The organism is Bacteroidia bacterium, assembly GCA_016218155.1.
Lineage (GTDB): Bacteria > Bacteroidota > Bacteroidia > Bacteroidales > GWA2-32-17 > GWA2-32-17.
Map to the genome: position 1 here is coordinate 1 of JACREQ010000044.1, position 21,285 is coordinate 21,285.

General features: G+C 31.3%; 19 protein-coding genes. 12 read left to right on the top strand and 7 right to left on the bottom strand.

Features of this window, described 5'->3' with window-relative positions; all coding sequences use genetic code 11:
• The 3 genes from HY951_07770 to HY951_07780 all read left to right on the top strand — a co-directional run.
• Positions 1-707, top strand: a 707-nt coding sequence (locus tag HY951_07770; protein ID MBI5539939.1) for a DNA translocase FtsK, incomplete at its 5' end; no start/stop codon positions are given.
• A gap of 14 nt (positions 708-721) precedes the next feature.
• Complete coding sequence (locus HY951_07775) at positions 722-1,405, top strand: outer membrane lipoprotein carrier protein LolA (protein MBI5539940.1); 684 nt, start codon at positions 722-724, stop codon at positions 1,403-1,405.
• Between the two features lie 4 nt (positions 1,406-1,409).
• The gene (locus HY951_07780; protein MBI5539941.1) at positions 1,410-1,955 is read left to right on the top strand and encodes a nitroreductase family protein; all 546 of its coding nucleotides are present in this window, start codon (positions 1,410-1,412) and stop codon (positions 1,953-1,955) included.
• Between the two features lie 371 nt (positions 1,956-2,326).
• On the opposite strand, the gene HY951_07785 is transcribed toward HY951_07780, so the two are convergent.
• The gene (locus HY951_07785) at positions 2,327-3,367 is read right to left on the bottom strand and encodes a 2-oxoacid:ferredoxin oxidoreductase subunit beta (GenBank protein MBI5539942.1); all 1,041 of its coding nucleotides are present in this window, start codon (positions 3,365-3,367) and stop codon (positions 2,327-2,329) included.
• A gap of 5 nt (positions 3,368-3,372) precedes the next feature.
• The gene (locus HY951_07790; protein ID MBI5539943.1) at positions 3,373-5,217 is read right to left on the bottom strand and encodes a 2-oxoacid:acceptor oxidoreductase subunit alpha; all 1,845 of its coding nucleotides are present in this window, start codon (positions 5,215-5,217) and stop codon (positions 3,373-3,375) included.
• 212 nt (positions 5,218-5,429) lie between these two features.
• Here HY951_07790 and rsfS point away from each other — a divergent pair, with 212 nt between their 5' ends.
• Genes rsfS through HY951_07815 form a run of 5 tightly spaced genes read left to right on the top strand, consistent with a single transcriptional unit; the run spans position 5,430 to position 9,685 of the window.
• On the top strand, positions 5,430-5,807 hold the full coding sequence (rsfS, locus tag HY951_07795; protein MBI5539944.1) for a ribosome silencing factor: 378 nt from the start codon (positions 5,430-5,432) through the stop codon (positions 5,805-5,807).
• 23 nt (positions 5,808-5,830) lie between these two features.
• A complete protein-coding gene (gene hflB / locus HY951_07800) occupies positions 5,831-7,843 on the top strand; it encodes an ATP-dependent zinc metalloprotease FtsH (GenBank protein MBI5539945.1) in 2,013 nt (670 codons plus the stop codon).
• 6 nt (positions 7,844-7,849) lie between these two features.
• Positions 7,850-8,068 carry a DUF2007 domain-containing protein gene (locus tag HY951_07805; protein ID MBI5539946.1) on the top strand — a complete coding sequence of 73 codons (219 nt, stop codon included), beginning with the start codon at positions 7,850-7,852 and terminating at the stop codon, positions 8,066-8,068.
• Position 8,069: 1 nt separating this feature from the next.
• On the top strand, positions 8,070-8,966 hold the full coding sequence (locus HY951_07810; GenBank protein ID MBI5539947.1) for a phosphatidate cytidylyltransferase: 897 nt from the start codon (positions 8,070-8,072) through the stop codon (positions 8,964-8,966).
• Between the two features lie 32 nt (positions 8,967-8,998).
• Positions 8,999-9,685, top strand: a complete 687-nt coding sequence (locus HY951_07815; protein ID MBI5539948.1) for a phosphatidylserine decarboxylase family protein — start codon at positions 8,999-9,001, stop codon at positions 9,683-9,685.
• Between the two features lie 7 nt (positions 9,686-9,692).
• On the opposite strand, the gene HY951_07820 is transcribed toward HY951_07815, so the two are convergent.
• Positions 9,693-10,811, bottom strand: coding sequence for an HD domain-containing protein (locus HY951_07820; GenBank protein ID MBI5539949.1), 1,119 nt, complete (start codon positions 10,809-10,811; stop codon positions 9,693-9,695).
• Between the two features lie 139 nt (positions 10,812-10,950).
• On the opposite strand from HY951_07820, the gene purS reads away from it, so the two are divergent.
• Entirely contained in the window at positions 10,951-11,205 is a 255-nt protein-coding gene (gene purS / locus HY951_07825) for a phosphoribosylformylglycinamidine synthase subunit PurS (protein ID MBI5539950.1), read from the top strand.
• Between the two features lie 300 nt (positions 11,206-11,505).
• Positions 11,506-12,519: a hypothetical protein gene (locus HY951_07830; protein ID MBI5539951.1), complete on the top strand. Its 1,014-nt coding sequence runs from the start codon at positions 11,506-11,508 to the stop codon at positions 12,517-12,519.
• Here the strand turns inward: HY951_07830 and HY951_07835 are convergent.
• Entirely contained in the window at positions 12,516-13,628 is a 1,113-nt protein-coding gene (locus HY951_07835) for a bifunctional 3-deoxy-7-phosphoheptulonate synthase/chorismate mutase type II (protein MBI5539952.1), read from the bottom strand. The genes HY951_07830 and HY951_07835 overlap by 4 nt on opposite strands.
• A gap of 111 nt (positions 13,629-13,739) precedes the next feature.
• On the opposite strand from HY951_07835, the gene HY951_07840 reads away from it, so the two are divergent.
• Together HY951_07840 and HY951_07845 are read left to right on the top strand one after the other, a co-directional pair.
• The gene (locus HY951_07840) at positions 13,740-14,258 is read left to right on the top strand and encodes a HEAT repeat domain-containing protein (GenBank protein MBI5539953.1); all 519 of its coding nucleotides are present in this window, start codon (positions 13,740-13,742) and stop codon (positions 14,256-14,258) included.
• Between the two features lie 67 nt (positions 14,259-14,325).
• Positions 14,326-16,785, top strand: a complete 2,460-nt coding sequence (locus HY951_07845) for a M6 family metalloprotease domain-containing protein (GenBank protein ID MBI5539954.1) — start codon at positions 14,326-14,328, stop codon at positions 16,783-16,785.
• Between the two features lie 283 nt (positions 16,786-17,068).
• Here HY951_07845 and HY951_07850 read toward each other — a convergent pair whose 3' ends face one another.
• From HY951_07850 to HY951_07860, 3 genes are all read right to left on the bottom strand, one after another.
• Positions 17,069-19,150, bottom strand: a complete 2,082-nt coding sequence (locus HY951_07850) for a T9SS type A sorting domain-containing protein (protein ID MBI5539955.1) — start codon at positions 19,148-19,150, stop codon at positions 17,069-17,071.
• 107 nt (positions 19,151-19,257) lie between these two features.
• A complete protein-coding gene (locus HY951_07855) occupies positions 19,258-19,725 on the bottom strand; it encodes a hypothetical protein (GenBank protein ID MBI5539956.1) in 468 nt (155 codons plus the stop codon).
• On the bottom strand, positions 19,725-21,269 hold the full coding sequence (locus tag HY951_07860) for a serine hydrolase (GenBank protein ID MBI5539957.1): 1,545 nt from the start codon (positions 21,267-21,269) through the stop codon (positions 19,725-19,727). Before HY951_07860 ends, HY951_07855 begins: the two co-directional genes overlap by 1 nt.
• Positions 21,270-21,285 lie beyond the last annotated feature (16 nt).

Genomic DNA, 21,285 nt, shown 5'->3' on the forward strand with positions numbered 1-21,285 from the left:
ATCCTAACAAAGGACACCGGTTCTTACCATATATAGTAGTTGTAATTGACGAGTTTGCTGATCTTATTCAAACAGCAGGAAGAGATATTGAAGATCCTATTGCACGAATTGCACAGCTTGCAAGAGCAATTGGAATACATTTAATTATTGCAACTCAGCGCCCATCAACAAATATTATTACAGGTTCTATTAAAGCTAATTTTCCATCACGATTAGCGTTTAGAGTTTCATCAATGATTGACTCACGTACTATTCTTGATTCTCCAGGTGCAAATCAGTTAATTGGAAGAGGAGATTTGTTAATTTCTCTTGGTGGAGACTTAGTTCGTGTTCAATGTGCATTTATTGACTCACCTGAAATAACAAAACTAACAGAATTTATTGCAAAACAGCAAAGTCCTACTCATCCTTTATATTTACCTGAGATTCCTGAAGAAGGCGAGGGTTTGTCGAGTGAAGGCTTTGATCCTAATAAAAAAGATGAACTTTTTGCTGATGCGGCAAGGTTAATAGTACAAAATCAACAGGGAAGTACTTCATTAATTCAACGAAGATTTTCTATTGGAGATACAAGAGGAGGAAGACTTATCGATCCGTTAGAAGCTGCCGTAATTGTTGGACAATATGAAGGTAGCAAGGCTCGTCAGGTGTTATATAACGATTTAAATTCTTTGGACCAATATTTGAATCAGTTGGGTATAAATTAAAATAATTTAATATTATGATAAAGCATTTATTGTTTTCAACAGGCTTAGTTTTAGTGTTTTCATTTAATTTAATAAGTCAAAATAATAAAACTGCTGCAACATATCAGGCAGTAGATCCTAAGGCAAAATCTATACTTGATCAGGTTTCTGCAAAAACAAAAGCTTATAAATCTATTGAAGCTGAATTTGGAATAGTAGTGGAAAGCAAACAGGAAAAAACAAAAGATTCTAAGAAAGGCAAAATATGGATAAAAGGAAATAAATATAAAGCAGATTTAGCTGCTTCAAATATTTTTAATGACGGAAAAACCCAATGGACATATATGAAAGATGCCAATGAGGTTAATATTACAACACCAGATCCAAATGATGATAGCTCATTAAATCCAGCTAAAATGTTTACCATTTATGAAAAAGGATATAAAATAAAGTATATTGGTGAAAAATTTGAAAATGCACGTGCTTTATACGAAATTGAGCTTTATCCTATTGATTTGAAAAAAGATTTTACAAAAATAACTTTGAAAATAGATAAAACCAAAATGCAGATTTTTAGCATGAAAAGATTTGGAAAAGATGGTACTGATTATCTTATTGAAGTTATTAAAATGGAAACTGATAAAGAAATGGCAGATGCAATGTTTACTTTTGATAAAACAAAGTACCCTAAGGTTGAAGTAAACGATATGAGAGAGTAATTTAATGGATTTTCTTGAACTTGTAAAAACCAGACAGAGTGTTAGAAAATACTCATCAAAACCGGTTGAAAATGAATTAGTATTAAAATGTCTGGAGGCTGGTCGTTTAGCGCCTTCTGCAAGTAATTCACAACCATGGCGATTTATAGTAGTTGATGAACCTGTATTATGTTTAAAAGTTGCAGATGCAACAACAAACGGAGGGTTGCCAATAAATAAATTCGCAAAACAGGCTCCTGTATTGATTGTTATCGTAATTGAACGTCCTAAGTTGCTTACAAGGCTTGCAGGCAAGTTAAAACATAAGGATTTTGAATGGACTGATTTAGGTATTACTGCAGAACATATTTGTCTTCAGGCAACCGAACTTGGTTTAGGAACTTGTATGATTGGTTGGTTTGATGAACCTAAAATAATGGAATTATTAAATGTCCCTAAATCAAAAAGAATAGGTGTAGTAATAACATTAGGTTACGCCGAAGAAAATTATTTACAAAGAAAGAAAATAAGAAAAAGTCCCGAGGTTGTGTTTTCTTATAACAAATGGTAAATAATATTCCATCATTGCGGGCTTGATCCGCAATCTTATTTTGAAATATAATAACAAATGCTACAATTATTTAAGTCGATTGCGTGTCAAGCCCAATGTCATTGACTTAAGCTAAAACTCCCTGTAGTTCTCGATTGAACTCGAACTAGCATTCTAGCTTGTTCCTCAGCCGCATAGCGGCTGAGGAACAATTTCTATTTGCAACTTCGTTCGCCGCGACGGAAGCAAAGCGTATCGAGAAGTAAGCAAATGGATTAAAAAAATTACATTTCCTTAAGTCAATGACATTGGTGTCAAGCTCGCAATGACGCTTTGTGTATAATAAAAAAAGCACGCAAAGCGTGCTTTTTTTATTTGAATTGAGCTATTTGTTATTTTACTTCAAAAGTATCGCCGCTATTTAATAAATCATTAACGGTTAATATTTTTGAGTTAGCTTTTGCATATGTAATCTGGTCTTCAACCATATCGTCATAAGTTGGATACATTGCTGAACGGATAACTCCCATTGCAACAGGATAAAGTGGTGGAGCCATTTTTGCAAGCATTAATTGAATTCCGGGATCTTGCTGAAATTGATCATGAACTAAAATATCACTTTCAGTAATTCCATTTTCACCAATTGTAACAACTTCCAAACGGGTTTGGTTTAATCTGATACCTTTTTTGTTACCGGCACCAAATAACATTGGTTCGCCATTTCTTAATACAAGTTGATTATCTTCTCTTGTGTCTTTTGAAGTAATAGGTGCATGTACTTTATCATTATAAATAATACAGTTTTGTAATACTTCAACTAAAGAAGTACCGTCATGACGAGCAGCCTCGAACATAACTTCTGTCATTAATTTTATATTGTTATCAGGTACTCTTGCAAAGAATGTTCCCTGTGCACCAATTACTAATTCACCAGCATTAAATGGATGTTCAATTGTTCCCTGTGGGGAAGTTTTTGTAACAGATCCCATAGGTGAAGTAGGAGAGTATTGACCTTTTGTTAAACCATAAATCATATTGTTAAACAAAATGATATTTAAGTCAATGTTACGACGAATAGTATGAATAAAATGATTTCCACCGATTGCCATTGAGTCACCGTCGCCGGTTGCTACCCATACCGAAAGTTTAGGATTAGAAATTTTAACACCGGAAGCAATTGCATTTGCACGACCGTGAATTCCATGGAATCCATAAGTGTTTACATAGTATGGAAAACGTGAAGAGCATCCTATACCGGAAACCATCATAAAGTTTTCTTTACGGTATCCGATTTTTGGGAAAACATTTGCAACAGCTGCAAGAATAGCATGAGCGCCACAACCTGCACACCATTTTACCATCTGATCGCTTACAAAATCTTCTTTAGTAAGCTCAACGTTACTACGTTCAATTGTATTTAATATTTGTTCCATGGTTGTTATTTCTCAAGTAATTTGTAATATTTTTCTTTTAATTCGTGAATCATAAATGGCAATGACTGAACTTTGTTTGCCTGGTTGTATTTAAATTCAGGGTGAGTTATTCTCAAATAACCTACAAATTGTCCGCTGTTTAATTCGCAAACAATAATTTTCTTGAATTTTCCGAATATCTCAGTTGTGTTTTTTGGAAGAGGCATAATATGTTTGAAATGAGCATGACCAACTTTATAGCCTTCTTTTTTCATTTCAATAACAGAATCTCTGATTACACCTTTTGTTCCGCCCCAGCTAACAATTAGCAAGTCGCCTTCCTGATCACCATATACTTCTTGTGGGTCGATATAATTTGCAACACGCTGAACTTTTTCTGCTCTTAATCCAACCATTAATTCATGGTTAATAGGATCCATAGAAACAGTACCAATTCCGTTTTCTTTTTCTAAACCACCAACTCTGTGACGTAATCCTTCTGTTCCGGGAATTGCCCATTGACGAGCAAGTGTTTTTTCGTCGCGGTTATAAGGTTTGTAATTAGGATCGTTTGCTTTTGCAAGTGGAGCTGTAATTTTTGGTAAATCTTTAGTATCAGGAATTTTAAATAATTCTGAACCATTACCTAATGAACCATCGGTTAATAAAATAACCGGAGTCATGTGCTCAACACTTAATTTAGCTGCTTCAAAAGCACTGTAAAAACAATCTGCTGAAGATGATGCAGCCATTACGATTAATGGACATTCACCATTTCTGCCATAAAGTGCCTGATATAAATCTGATTGTTCAGATTTTGTAGGTAATCCTGTTGATGGACCACCACGTTGAACATTTACAATTACTAAAGGAAGTTCAGTAATAACAGCTAAACCCAATGCTTCACTTTTTAATGAAAGACCAGGACCAGAAGTTGTTGTTAATGCAAGAGAACCAGTATAACTAGCACCAATTGCTGAACAAATACCTGCAATTTCGTCTTCTGCCTGAAATACTTTTGCACCTAATGATTTATATTTAACAATTTCCATTAGGATTTCGGTAGCAGGAGTGATAGGATATGATCCAAGGAATAACGGTCTTTCTGCTCTTTCACCAGCAGCAATTAATCCCCAAGCTGTAGCAACGTTTCCTGTAATGTTACGGTAACGTCCTTTTTCCATTTTTGCATTTGGAATATTATATAAACATTCAAGTTGTGGATTAGTTGCAGCCCAATCAAATCCTGCTTTTACAACTCTTTTGTTCATTTCAACAATTTGTGGTCTTGTTGCAAATTTCTTTTCTAAATAATGAAAGGTATGATCTAAAGTCTTTCCGTAAAGTTTAAATGCAACACCTAAGGCAAACATGTTACGACTTTTGTATGTGGTCTTAACATCAATATTTAAATCTTTAATGCACTCTTTAATTAAAGTAGTAAATGGTGCAGAAATAATTTTAAAATCTTTTAAACTACCGTCAGTTAACGGATTTGTTTTGTAACCTGATTTCTCTAAAGCAGAATCATCATAAGCATCAGAATCTGTAATAATAATTGTTTCTTTCTTGGTCCATTTTAAATTTGCACGTAATGAAGCTGGGTTTAAAGCTACAATAGTGTCGCAAATGTCACCGAAAGTAAGAATTTTTTTACTTCCGAAATGGATTTGAAAACCAGAAACACCAGCTATAGTATTTTGTGGGGCCCTGATTTCAGCCGGATAATCCGGAAAAGTAGTAAGATCATTACCATCATAAGCTGCTGTATCGGCAAACAAAGTACCGGAAAGTTGCATTCCGTCACCAGAGTCACCTACAAATTTAATTACAGCATCTTCCAATTCAACAACGTTTTTTACTTCGCTCATTACTGTTTTATTTTGATTATCAATAGAATAATGTTAATTAATGTTTCGTTTAAGAAAGTTTAAAGTTATGCAAAAAAATAATTAAAAAACATATATTTTGTCAGTTTTTCGTCAGAAAAGTGATATAAAATGCGCTTTTCATAGTTTTGATTTAAAAACTAAATTTATTAGTTACCTTTGCATAATTTAAGGATAATATCATTGTGAAGAAAATTACTAAATCTACTAAAAAGACAAGCAAGCCTGCACTATTAGAATCAATAATTGACGCAGTAAAAGAGAAAAAAGGTAAAGATATTGTTGTTGTTGATTTAAGAGAAATTACATCAAGAGTTTGCGATTACTTTGTTATTTGCAATGCCGATTCAAATGTTCATGTTCAGTCAATTGCCAGAGGTGTTGAAGATAATGTCAGAATATTACTTGCCGAAAAACCATTTTCAAAAGAAGGTTTAACAAACTCACAATGGGTTCTTATTGATTATGTGTCAGTTGTTGTTCATGTTTTGGAAACTTCTTTCAGAGAGTATTATAATCTTGAAGGGTTGTGGGCAGATGCAACAATTACGCACCATGCATCAGATGAGTAAAATTTTTAATTGAATTTAAAGTAATGGAAGAAAATAATAATATTAAAAAAGGAAATAAATTAAAACCCAAATTCAATATATATTGGGTTTACGGACTTATTCTGGCTATTTTTATTGGTACATACTTTTTCCCTACAATTGATGGTGGTGGTGCAAAAGAAACCAGACGTAAGGATTTTGACACAATGCTTAAAGATGGTGATGTAGACAAAATACTTATTGTTAACGATAAGAAAGTTGAAATTTATTTGAAGAAAGATTCATTAGTAAAAGAAAAATATAAAACCGCTTCAAAGAAAGGACCTCAATATACATTTAATATAGGTGATAGCAGAGGTTTTGAAGAACAACTTACAGAAATACAAAAAGATTCAACTGAAAAGATAAAACCCGATTACGAAACCCGTAAGGATGTATTTGGTGATATGCTAACCTGGTTGCTGCCTCTTATAATAATTGTACTTATTTGGATATTTATTTTTCGTAAAATGTCTGGAGGTTCTGGTGGTAGCCAGATATTTAGTATCGGGAAATCAAGAGCTAAAATGTTTGATAAAGATACTTTGCATGTAAAAATTGATTTTAAGGATGTTGCAGGATTGGAGGAAGCTAAAGTTGAAATACGTGAGATTGTTGATTTTCTTAAAAATCCTAAAAAATATACTGAACTTGGCGGTAAAATTCCTAAAGGAGCTTTACTTGTAGGACCTCCGGGAACTGGTAAAACATTACTTGCAAAAGCAGTAGCAGGTGAAGCTAATGTGCCTTTCTTCTCAATTTCAGGTTCTGATTTTGTCGAGATGTTTGTTGGTGTTGGTGCATCACGTGTACGCGACCTTTTTAAACAGGCAAAAGAAAAAGCTCCTTGTATAATTTTTATAGATGAAATTGATGCGATAGGCAGAGCTCGTGGTAAAAATCCTAATTTCGGTTCAAACGATGAACGTGAAAACACTCTTAACCAGCTTTTAACTGAGATGGATGGCTTTGATTCTAATACCGGAGTAATTATACTTGCAGCTACAAACAGAGCTGATATGTTAGACAGAGCACTTGTTCGTGCAGGTCGTTTTGACAGACAAATACATGTTGAATTACCCGATTTGAATGAGCGTAGGGATATTTTTAAAGTGCATTTAAAACCAATAAAATTTGATGAAAATCTTGATGTAGAATTTTTATCACGTCAGACTCCTGGTTTTAGCGGTGCTGATATTGCAAATGTATGTAATGAAGCTGCTTTAATAGCTGCAAGAACAGAAAAAAAAGCAGTAGAAAAACAAGATTTCTTAGATGCTATTGATAGAATTGTTGGCGGTCTTGAAAAACGTTCTAAGATTATTACAATAAAAGAAAAGAAAACTATTGCTTTTCATGAAGCTGGTCATGCTTCCATTAGCTGGTTGTTAGAACATGCAAGTCCTTTGGTAAAAGTTACAATAATTCCTCGTGGAAGATCTTTAGGTGCTGCATGGTATTTACCTGATGAAAGACAAATTACTACTTTGGAGCAAATCTTAGACGAGCTTTGTGCTACACTTGGTGGAAGAGCATCTGAGGAAATAACATTTGGCAAAATATCTACAGGTGCATTAAATGATCTTGAAAGGGTTACAAAACAAGCCTATGCTTTAGTTTCATTTTTTGGAATGAGTGGTGAAATTGGTAATGTAAGTTTTTACGATTCATCAGGTCAGACCGATTTTGCATTTTCGAAACCATATAGTGAAAAGACTTCAGAAAAGATTGATTCAGAAGTAAAGAAGATTATTGAAGAACAATATACAAGAGCAAAAAAATTACTCCTAGAAAATAAAGAAAAACTCGACAAGTTAGGTAATCTGCTTTTGGAAAAGGAAGTAATTTTTAGCGATGATCTTGAAATTATTTTTGGTAAAAGACCATATGAAGCTGAGGAAGCATATGTTAGTAAATCTGTTGCTAATAATAAACCAAAAGAGGTTGAAATTACAGTATTGGATAATAACCAGGAAACTAATGAGTCTAGTGTTAGTGAAACTCACGAAGAAAAATAAAATATTATGAAAAAGGAAATTGATGAAAATTGGGTTTTTGTATTTAAAACAACTGACGAAAATCTATGTGAAAGAGCAAAGCTTATTCTTAAAAATGAAAAAATTGAAAGCGTTGTTATGAATAAGAAGGATAGTAATTTCTTAATTGGTGAAGTTGAATTGTATGTAAAAATGGAAGATCTAGCAAATACACATGTAATATTAAAAGGAATCGAAATTGAATAGTATGTTAAAACGTGCTCTAACAGGGGCACTTTTTGTAATTGTTTTAGTATCGTCAATATTGTTAGGAAGTATAACATTCTATTTACTGTTTAGTGTTATACTTATTCTGTCAATGATTGAATTTTATGGTATTTCAAAGCATACTTCAGCAAAACCTCAGGTAATACTGGGAATTTTTACTGGTTGGTTGTTTTTTACTTTTAATTTTTTATATGCAGTTGATTTTATTCAGTTACGATACTTTGTAATTTTTATTCCTATTTTTATTTTGTTTATGATTAATGAATTATATTTATTTCATAAACGCCCATTAGCCAGTCTTGCATATACTTATCTGGGATTAATTTATGTTGCTGTTCCTTTTGCAATGCTTAATTATTTTGTATTCAGAAGCGGTATTGACATTTCTGAAGTTGAGATAGCTGCTAATGCTGAGGATGTTATAAATAATTCTGTGAATTATATGGATTTTTTAAATCCAAACAAAACAGTTTTTTATAGCCCTTATTTTTTACTTGGTTTTTTTATTCTCATCTGGATATATGATACTTTTGCTTATCTGGTGGGTATTGCAATTGGCAAACATCGTTTATTCGAACGCGTTTCACCAAAAAAATCATGGGAGGGTGCAATTGGTGGTGCAGCATTTACAATCGGACTTTCAGTTTTATTTCCTTTAATGTTTCCAACCTTATTATGGTATCAATGGATGATATTAGCTGTATTAATAGTATTATTCTCAACATTTGGCGATTTGGTAGAGTCACTTTTTAAAAGAAGTTTAAATATAAAAGATTCAGGAAAAATGCTGCCTGGGCATGGTGGAATGCTTGATCGTTTTGATAGTGTGCTGATTGCTGCACCAATTACTTTTGTGTATTTGCAATCTCTTTTTTAATTTCGTTTATTTGCAAAAATTTTTAATCAAACATGGCAGAAAACCTCAAAAAAGTTTCCTCAGCAAAAATTCATAAAGAAGGCTATAATAGTATATTAGTAGTATTTGTATTTTTATTATTGTTAAATTCCGGAATAGATTATTTTATCGAAGGTTTTTTAATAATTAAGTTAACTGTTTTAGCTGCATCAATAGCAGTATGGGGTTTAGTTGTTTACTTTTTTAGGGTACCAAAAAGAGTTTTAATTGGTGATGATAATAAAATATATGCTCCTGCTGATGGTAAAGTTGTGGTAATTGAAAATGTTTTTGAAAAAGAATATTTTAACGATTACAGAAAACAGGTTTCAATTTTTATGTCTCCATTAAATGTTCATATTAATTGGGTTCCTGTAAATGGTAAAGTGCAATATTTGCAGTATCATCCGGGTACATATATGGTAGCCTGGAAACCTAAAGCTTCTGAAGAAAATGAACGCTTTACTACAGTTTTTAAAACAAAAGATAATGTAGAAATTTTAATGAGACAAATTGCAGGTAAACTTGCCCGCCGTATTGTTTCATATGCAAGTAAAGAAACCGAATACCAGCTTAACGAACAAATTGGAATTATTAAGTTTGGTTCCAGAGTGGATGTGTTTTTACCTACCGATGCAAAAGTAATGGTTAACATTAATCAGAAGGTAACCGGTAACAAAACGCAGATAGCAGAATTATAGCATTATGTTATTTAATAAACGCAATTGGTTTAGGTAAAGAAATTTGCCTCATAGCCTCCATTGCATAATGGTCGGTCATGCCAGCAATAAAATTTACAATAATTTGTTCATTGCTTTCACTTGTTTGAATATAATAATTGTTCATTCTCTCAATATAAGCTCCAAACGATCTGTCTAGTTTAAGATTAAGAATTTTATATTTATTAAATTCATTTCCGTTTTTAATTAATAACAAATTAAAATGTTCGAATAATGTTTTAATAATATTTTTACAAAATTTACCATATTCAAGCATTTTGTTATTATTGTAAATATACTTATAATTAAAAATTTTAAGTTCATTCATTAATTCGAAATACTCATCTGAAAGTCTTATTTCATCTGTGTCTTTGGAGCTTTCTATTAAATCCATAACAAGGTGATTTATTATTTCACCGTTTTTATTACCAAGTCTTTTTGCAATTTTCTCGGGAACATCTTTAGCATTAATAAAATCTTCTACCATAAAAGCATCTTCAAGGTCGCGACCTAAATATGCAATCTTATCAGCAAAACGCATTATACAGCCTTCATAAGAGTTTGGAATACTTGCTCTGTCGCTAATTTCATCAAGATTTTTTAAAGAATGAGATGGAGAAATGGAACGTTCAAATTTTTCGCCGCAGTGACTAATTATACCATCTAAAACACCATAAGTTAAATTTAAACCTAAACCATCCTGTGCTAAATATTCGGCAATTTTATAACTGTGAATCTCGTGAATAAATGAATGTGGCTTATTTAGTGCTTCACACAATGCTTCCTCGCCGGTGTGACCGAATGGAGCATGACCTAAGTCATGTCCGAGACCAATTGCATAAGCCATTTCGGTATCAAGTTGCCAGCCATATTTGTTTAAACCTTTACATACTGAAGCGCAAATTGTTGCAACGTGCAAAACGTGTTCAATTCTTGTACAAACATGATCATTCTCAGGGGCGAAAAATACCTGAGTTTTATGCTTTAATCTTCTGAACTCCATAGAATGGAGAATTGCTGTTTGGTCGCGGAAATATTCACCGCGTATAGGAAATTCCTTTGGGAATCTTCTTTTTTTATATATATCGTCTGAAAATGGATTTTTCATAAACTAAAAATACTAAAATTTTATGAATTATTTTTTATACATAAATTTCAAATATTTTTCTTTCCTTTTTAATTTAAATATCTATATTTAAACCATAAAATGATTTTTTGCTAATAATTGAAATACAAATAATTACAATATGAAATTTCTTGCTGAAATTAATGTAATGCCTTTAAAGGCTCTTTTAGATCCACAAGGTAAAGCTGTTTTGCAAAGCATGCATAATATTGGTTACAAAACTGTTGGTGATGTAAGAATTGGTAAACATATTACTATCGAACTTGAAGCAGATGCTAAAGAAGTTGCCGAGGCAATTATTGCTGATGCGTGTAAAAAAATGCTTTCAAATCAGATAATGGAAAGCTTTGAGTTTACTATAAAGCAGGTAAAATAATTAATTATTTATATCTTTTTTTTCAAAAATAATTACTGTTACAAAAAGTGTTTGAGTTTATTTTTATTAATTTAATTAAGTAAAGAAGAAGATTAAATATATTAGTATTTAACTATATATCTTTATTTAGTTTGCTACTAACAATATTTAAAATAAACACTAAATTAACTAATTCTAAATTAAATAGTTAATTAGTCTTGCCCTAAAAAGAATTTATAATATTGTACACACACATGAAATTTTGCATTTTTTTTAAATTCACAAATTATTATTTTTGATAATAATTTAAATTGAAAAGAAATGAAATTATCAAATTATATAACACTAGTTACTATATTTTGCATTCTGTTTTCATCCAATATTGAGGTGTTTTCTCAGGAAGTGAAAATAAAAAATGATCTTATTGGAAGTAATCTAAAAGGAAAAATAAAATCAATAACTGTTAAAACATATAGTGCTTCCGGTACAAAAGATAATATTAAAAAGGGAAATATTCAAGGGCATTCAGTTACACAATACAATAACTTAGGTTTTAGCACAGAAAATCTCGTATGTAAAGCAGATGGAAGTTTGCAAAATAAAAATACCAGTATTTATAATTCAAATGGATTGAAAACTGAATCAATATATTATAATTCTGATGGTTCTATTTCCCAGAAAATAACATTTAACTATGATGCTAAAGGAAGGTTAACTGAAGACTTTAGTTTTAATTCGATGGATAAACTTGATCTGAAAAGAGCTTTTTTATATGATGATAAAGGAAATCAAATACAACTTATTGCTTATAATCAAGATGGGAGTATTCGAAATAAATTTGAATATAAATATGATGATAAAGGAAATCAGATTGAAAATATAATTTATAAACCAGATGGTAAAATTTCTTCAAAATATAGTGTGAATTATAATGCATTAGGGAAAAAAACAGAAATTATAAATTACAATATAAGTAGAACAAATACTCGCATAAACGATAGAGTTTTATTTATATATGATAATAATGGTAATCTTATAGAGGAAAAGAATTTTTATGAAGAGGGTGCATTAATTGAGAAAAAAGTTTTTAGATATGATGTACAAAATAGGGTAACTGATGAAGTTACTTTTAACTCAGATACAAGTATCACAAAAATGAAAGTTTTTAAATATGACGAAAAAAGTAATATTATTGAAGAGGGCTCTTATAAAAGTGAGGATATTATAAATTATGAATATAAATACCAATATGATAAAACTGGAAATTGGATTAAAAAAATAATATTTGAAAACAATATATACAGAATTCAAGAAAGAGAAATAGTGTATTTTTAGCTTTTCTTAATATCTGAACTCTTATAAACTACCTCAGTCTGTTTTCGTATCGATTCATCGTGAATTAATTGAAGTACCTGCTTTATAAAATCATTGTCAAGACCAAGTTTTAATCCTTGCTCAACTCTTGTTTCAATAATTTCTTTCCACCTGCGAAGCTGAAGAATGGATATATTGTTATGACTTTTATAAATACCTATTTCTTCAACAACTTTCATTCGTTGTATTAATAATTCCAATAACTGATAATCGATAGAATCTATTTTAGATCGAAAAGTTTCAAGTTTGTCAATTATCTCAATGTCATTTATACTTGTTTGTCTAAAATGCAAAGAATTTAATAACTCTCTTAATTCATTAGGCTTTAATTGTTGCATCTTATCGCTTAATGCTTCGGTAGGAGAAATATGACTTTCAATCATTAAACCATCATAAGTAAGGTCTAATGCTTTCTGCGAAATATCTTTTATGAAATCAGTATGTCCCGAAATATGGCTGGGATCGCATAACATAGGCAGGTTAGGGTAGCGGGTCATTAACTCAATTGCAATTTCCCATTTAGGAATATTTCTTAATGATGTTTTTTCAAAAGGGAAAAAACCACGATGTATTGCTGCAATTTTATTTATTCCGGATTGTGAAATTCTTTCTATTGCACCAATCCATAAGTCAATATCGGGGTTAATAGGGTTTTTTACAAGTACAGGGCAATTACAATTATGTAAGCATTCTGCAATTTGTTGTACAGAAAAAGGATTTGAAGTAGTTCTTGCTCCAATCCAAAGTACATCAATACCTGCATCTAAGCAGTCTTTGACATGCTCAGGAGTTGCAACTTCAACAGCTATTTTAAGATTTGTTCTTTGTTTTACTTTTTGAAGCCATTTTAAAGCTTTCTTTCCTGCACCTTCAAAACTTCCTGGACGAGTACGTGGTTTCCAAACCCCGGCTCTGAATATTGAAACATTTGGGACTTTAGCAATTGCTTCTGCAGTAGTTAATACCTGACTCTCATTTTCGGCACTACATGGACCGGCAATAATTAATGGTGTTTGAATTTTTTCTTCAAACCATTGATCAATAGGTAATATGTTTAGTGTGTCTGACATAAATGGTGATTGCAAAGTTAACTAAATGTTGGAAATATATAAAAGTTATATTATTATCATGTTTAATAAAATAAATAATTAGTATTTTTATTCAACTTAAAATGTACTTAAATGAATTTTTCCGATCTATTTAACGACAAAAGTTTAAAACCAAAAGAAAAAACAGAAGTTTTAAGTAAATGGATATTAAATAATCCAAAAGAAATTAATATTCTTATTGATTTTGCAAAAACTTCAAAAGATCCAGTAAAGGCAACTTGCATTGAGTCGCTCGAATTTGCTACTAAGTCAAATTCCGAAATTTCGAACTTAACCTGCCTTGATTTTGTTTCTAATACTCTTACAGAAAAAGCTCCCAGAATTAAGTGGGAATCGGCAAGGGTAATTGGTAACATTGCACATTTATATCCTAATAAATTAGAGTTAGCAATTAATAATTTATTAATTAATTCTGAACATTCAGGTACAGTAGTGAGATGGAGTGCAGCATATGCATTAGGACAAATAATTAAATTAAAAACTTTAATAAATAAAGATTTAATTCCGGCTGCTGAAGCTATTTGTGAACGCGAAGAGAAGAATAGTATTAAGAAAATTTATATTGATGCAATAAAAAAATCAAAAAAATAGAATTGCTTTTTTGAAGCAACTTATACAGATTAAACATTGTCTAAAGTTTGAAATAGAAAATAAACCCATGAAAAAATTATTATTTATTCTTATTGTTTCAATTCCGTTATTTGTAAATGCAGCTCCATTTAATGGTCAGATTAAGCAATTTAAACAACCAGATGGTAGTTTTGTAGATTTAAAATTATTTGGAACAGAGCTATACATGCGTGCAGAAGGACTTGATGGTTATACACTGATTAGAGATAAAAACACAAACTGGATTTGTTATGCAGTACTTTCAAATGATAATTCTGAATTGGTTTCATCAGGAATTATATACAGAGGAAAGAAAGATATTGCTTCAACTTTAAGAAATAACCTTAGTTTTCAAAAACATCTTGATCTTTCTGAAAAAGCAATAGAAAATAACATTTTGAAGAATAAACAAAAATTAGGTTTAGATAAAAAGCCTGAAAATAATTTTAAAACTGCTCCGCATCAGGTTATAGGAAATATTAAAGGGTTATGTATTGTTGTCGATTTTTCTGATGAACAAGGTACTTTACCTATGTCTGAATTTACTGATTTTTGTAATAATTTAACTTATTCGGATTTTGGTAACAATGGGTCACTAAGAACATTTTATTCAGATATTTCAGGCGGTTTGGTTGATTATCAAAATGTAGTATATGGTTACTATCGTGCACCTCTTACTTTTGCCGATTATGAGGCGATGCCTTATGCACAAGGGGCACAACAAATTTTAGGATTGGCTTTAAACTGGATTGAGTCAACCGGTTTTGATTTTTCAACATTGTCTACAAATCCTGATGGGAGTATTGGGGCAATTAATTTAATGTACACAGGTTATGCTCAAACATGGGCTCAGGGAATGTGGTATCATCAGGGTTATTATGGTAACTTTTCTGCTGATGGTGTAACTTCAGGAGATTATAATTGTTCACCTGCAAATAGTCCTTTATCATTGGCTACAGTATGTCATGAGAACGGACATATGATTGGCAAATGGCCCGATACTTATAAATATAATAGCGATACTGGTCCTGATGGAGTAGGAGGGTTTGATTTAATGTGTTGGTATGGTGATGAATATAATCCGGTTCCGCCAAATCCACATTTTTGGACAAATGCAGGTTGGGGACATGTAATTGATGTTACAAATTATAATGGTTTAAATTCTGATACAGCAAATACTTTAACGTGTTATAAATATAAAAATTTGAATGATACAAATGAATTTTTCCTTTTAAAAAACAGAAGTCAGTTGGGTAGAAGTTTCTCGATTGAAGATAATGGCTTAACAATTTGGCATATCGACAGGATGGGCGATAATCAGACAATTCATCATGAAGTTTATCTTGTTCATGCAAATGATGATATAACAAATCATGCAGATGCTTGTTTTCATGCCGGTTTTAACAATGAGTACGGAATTGCAACCACACCAAATTCAGCATTTTTTAATGGTAACCCAAGTGGTTTAAGAGTTTGGGATATTGGTTCTGTAAATAATATTATGACATACAAATTGGGAGCTGGACAAGCTGCTCCAACATTTAATCTGTCATTTGTTAATATTTCCGGCGACGGAAATTCTAACGGATTTCTTGAGCCTGGCGAATCTGGCAATATTAATATTAATGCAAGTAATTTTGGTCAGTTAAATTCAGCTAATACAACAATAACATGTACTGCCATCGGTATAAATGCAGGATTTGTTACAGTAAATAGTCCGGTTTTTAATGCTGGAATTATTAATATTTCTCAAACAATTCCTGTTGTGCACAATATTACAATTGCTGCTGGAACACCTTTAGGAACAGTGATAGATTTAAAATTCTTAATTTCAGACGGGACTTATTCAACATATATAACAAAGTCCATAGTGATTGGAGTTCAGGTAATAATGGCAAATCAACAAATTTCGACTTGCTCTGCATTATTTTATGATGCTGGTGGATATGCGTCAAATTATAGTAATTTAACAGATTATATAACAACGTTTACAGCGCCTTCTTCAAGTAATCCAGTTAAAGCAACTTTCTCTTCATTTGATATTGAAGATTATGTGAATTGTGGTTACGACTATTTGAAAATTTATAATGGATTAAATACTTCTTCGCCTTTAATCGGAACATATTGTGGGACAAATTCTCCTGGTATTGTTACTTCAACAGATCTGTCAGGTGCACTTACTTTTAAGTTTCATGCAGATGAAGGTGTTACAGGAACAGGATGGCAAGCAATTATTACATGTGTTGGACTAACTGAAATAAATAATATTGATAATGTAAACCCATTTATTGTTTTCCCTAATCCATCAAATGGTAATTATAATCTTATTATTAATACTGATGTTAAAGAAATTGTAATAACTGATTTACTTGGAAAAGAAGTAATTTATTCTAAACAGCAAAATGACGACAATTTATCAATTAATATTACCGATAAGCCAAAAGGTATTTATTTGTTAAAAGTAAGGACTAGTAATAATATTTTTGTCAGCAAACTGATTAAAGAATAATATTTCAGGCGAGAACATAGAAGTAAGTAAAAGATCTTCTTTACTTTTTAAATCTAAGTCTAACGAAGTGATACGAAGAACTTTTATCAACGAAGTTAGTTTGGTTTGTATATTTATTAATTAACGTGAGTTTGATATAAGAAAACGATGCTAGTTTGAGTGAAATTCTTTCTGAATTTCGTATCGAAAACTAGTCGTTTTGTTCATTTCGATACAATTTTTCTTCGAAAATCAACTCAATGTAACAAAACTAGGTATTCTATTATTTTATATCGAACTCACGTTAATATCTCGAGATAATCAATTTTTTTGTAACATTAATTTCTGCTCCTTTAATGGAAACCAGGTAAATACCCTCAGAAAATTTACTTAAGCTATAATCTATTTTATTTTTACCAACATTTAGTATGATATTTTCAGAAGCGATTATTTTTCCATCAATTGACATGATTTGTAATTGAATTAATTTATCTTTTTCAGAATTAATGCACATTGTTGTAACATTATATGCTGGGTTTGGAAAAATTTCAAATTCTGGAATATTTGCACTTGTTTCATCAGCTGAAACCATCAGGAAAAATATGGTATGAACCCAGTTCATAATGGAATCCCTTTTACTTTCGGGGTAAATGGTTTCGAAAGGAATTGTAAGATATACCATTTGGTTCCATGCAAAACTTCCTGCACTTTTTAATGGAAATGCATTAAAATGAGCTATTGATTCTCCGTACCATGTTCCCATAACATTTGGTGTAATTACATCAGGGTATCTTACATCATATGTTCCATGGGTTCCGTTGTCGTAAGAAAAAGAAGTGTTCATTTGAAGTGGACCGGCAAAAGTTGCGTCATAATATGTAGATGCCTGATTATTAGGTGCATCTTCCAGATATGTTGCATATAAATAATTGTGATAAAAATCCTTGTCGGAAACTGATCCCAGGTGATCTAAATCCCAGCCAATTTCTGAACCTGAAATAAAATAAGGAACATGAGAGTTTTTAAGCATTAATTGTTCCTGATCAGTGAATGTTTCATTTACTGTACTTTCCTCACCAACAATATAATCAAGAGCATTAAAATCATCAAGTAAAACTAATGAATCTGTTATTGCTTCGTTTGTTGCACTTGAGAAAAACAGATTATTATTTTTCAAAGATCTTCCATGCTGACGAATAAAATCAAAAGTATTTCCGCTTGTTGTTCTGTCAAAAGCATTAATTACTAAATAATGAGGATAATGTGTTCCGGATGTTGTTGCACCAAGTACTTCTGAATATGAAGAAACTCCACCATTTACACCTACGGCGGCAATCTTAACAAAATAAATACTATCCGGAATTAATCCCGAAATGTCGAATTGTGAGGAGTTATAATATGATGGTAAATCAAAACATTTTCCATCATTACTTATACTAACATTATACCCAATAATATTTGAATCTGCTTTTACTTTAATTCTAATTACTCCCTGTGCCTGATTTAGCACACAAAATGAAATAGGTTTTGCAACTGAAATATTTGTTACAGGATAACGAGGAACAGAAATAACACCTTCGTCACTTAACAATGTGTTTAAAGTAGTTGATTGTAAAATATTCTGAACTGTAGTCATACATCCATCAACAAGAATTTCATTTTTAACCAATCTTATTCCGTGACTGTAGTCTGCGTATGTTTCTTCATGCCCTATATATAAAGGCTGAATAGGAGTTCCATTCTGATAATGCCATCCATAAATAGCAACTCTTCCGGGTGCCGGATTTCCGTAAATCTGATTTGAAATTACAACATCTTTTTTATCACCTGCAACAAGTTCACCGAGTGGGTGTGCAGCAATCAATGGCTGACGTTGAGCCCATACCATAGAATCATGTTTTGCAAAAACCGGAACTGTTGTCATTTGTGCGCTTGGAGGTATTGATTGTGGTGCCATTTTAACTGTTGCTGCCTGCCATATATCGTTTACCATTTTTCGTGTTGGCAATGTATATCCCATATAATCTGAGATTCGTTGGGCAAGGAGAGGAGTCATTGGGCACAGGAAATAATCGCTGTCACAGCCTAAAGCCATATAATCTGGAGTAACATAAAAATTTACTGTGTGATTTGTTCCAGAAATATTAGTAACAGTTGTTACTTCAGAAAGATTTCTTAAAAAGTTAGGAACATTGCCCGAAATAATTTGAGAAAAAATAGTGTCCTCGCGAGCTGTTAGACTTAATGGAGTTAATGTAGCAATAATTTGTGTCCCGTTTTTTGCCAAAATTGATCTTGTAGGTAAATTTAGTGTTTGTGAGTATAAACTTGAAGATAATGTAAGTAACAGAAAAGTGTAGTAAAATATAAATCGTATTTTTTTCATAAAATTAATAGTTTACACAAATTTATTAAATATAATTTTAAAACTAACCTATTTAACTTTATACTTTTAAACCTTAAACTTTTTACTTTATACATTAAACTTATTAATTAGTGGCATCCACATCCCTGTGGGATTAAATTATTTGGGTCTAATGGTTCTTTAATAGTAGAGAATGGTCTTTTGTTAACTATTCTATAAACAGCTTTTATTCCAGGATTCGGGCAATTTAAGCAAACCTCTTCTGAATGAGTTTTAATAAAAATTTTATTTTCGTGTGACTTTATTTTATTGGTAAAAACTAAATATTCTTTATTTATTTTAAATGTTGTGTCAGAAGTCTCTATTTGCATCTTCATATGTCGTGAGCCTTTCTGAATTTCTGTAAGGTCAAATTCCAGTAACATTCTTATTTCATCTGCACATTCATTATATGCTGGTAATTGATATTTACTTTTTAATACTCCGGTAAAAATCATGTCAGAATTTTTGTACATTCTTAAAAATGTAGAATCTGCAATCTGAGCTTCAGAAATATAAAAAGAAAAAATAAATATTAATAAAATAAAACCACGCATTAGTGTTCAGTGTTAGCTTGTATCTTTTTAAATGAAAGTTCTGTGAAATCAAAATCAGGATTAGGTACATCAATTTTAAATTCATCAACCTCGCCATTCTGATTTAAAATAAAATTTACTTTTCCTTTAGGCAATGAAGGGAAGTTTTTAAATTCTACAATAAAGGCTTCGTATTGCCAATGCTCTAGAACTGAAAAGAAATCAGGAGCTGGAACAAATTGCAAATTTAATTTTCCATTTTTAAGTGAAATAGTTGCATTTCCATATAAGTCGCCACCATATGTACCACAATATTTTTCAAGTGCCAGACTTGGTTTAGAGTTTTTATCTCTTGTTTGTTCTGCTTCTTCAGAAGCTTTAATTTTATTTTGTTCGCTTGCCTTAACATACTTCACTAAAATTGAACTATAGTCTTTACCTTCTTCGGTAGTTAAAAATCTATCTAGTATACTGTACATTAATGTATATGGAAGATAGTTAATGTTATTTGTTAAAATTACAAATCCCAATTTTTCTTCAGGAACTAATACCACTTGAGATATCATTCCATCAAGGCCACCACTATGATTTACGATTTTTTTTCCATGGTAATCGAATAAATCCCATCCTAAACCATAGCTATGAAAATGCATTGAAGGAAACATATACTCATCAAATTTTGATATGTTTTCAACAGTTTGTGATGACCACATTTCACTTTGAGCATCCTTTGTAAAGTAAACATGATTATCATAAGTACCATTACTTAGTTGCATTTTAATCCATTTACTCATGTCATTTACTGTAGAATTTATTCCGCCGGCTGGTGCAATATTATCCCAGCTAATATATTTTACAGGAACAATTTTTCCGTTATTTTTTGCATGAGGTATTGCTAGGTTTTTATATTCGGTATGTTTTTTTATTGTTGTATTTGTGTTTTTCATTCCTAAAGGTTCAAGAAACTTTTCTTTTATAAATTCATCATAACTTTTACCTGTAACTTTGGGAATAATTTCACCTGCTGTTAAAAACATTAAATTTGAATAACCGTAATGACTTCTGAAACTGTATACAGGTTTTAAATATTTTATTCTTCTGATAATTTCTTCTCTTGTGTATGTTGTTGCATCCCATACAAGATCGCCACTAAAAGTTTTTAATCCGCTTCTGTGACAAAGTAAATCTCTTATTGTCATTTCATGAGTAACAAATGGATCATACATTTCAAAATATGGAATGTAGTCAGTTACTTTATCGTCCCATTTAATTTTTCCTTCATCAACTAAAGTTGCAAGAGCAGCTGCTGTAAATGCTTTTGTGTTACTGGCAATGCCAAACATAGTATTTTCATCAACTTTTTCAGGTTTGCCAATTTCTCTTATACCAAAGCCTTTAGCAAAAATTAAAGTATCGTTTTTTACAATTCCAACTGCCATTCCAGGTATTTCCCATTCAGTCATACACTTTTGAATGTAAGCTTCTAATTTTTGAAGATCCGGTTTTTGTGCAAAAACATTAACTACAACAAGTAGAAACGTAATCAGAAAAATAATTTTTCGCATAAGAAATATTTTTTTG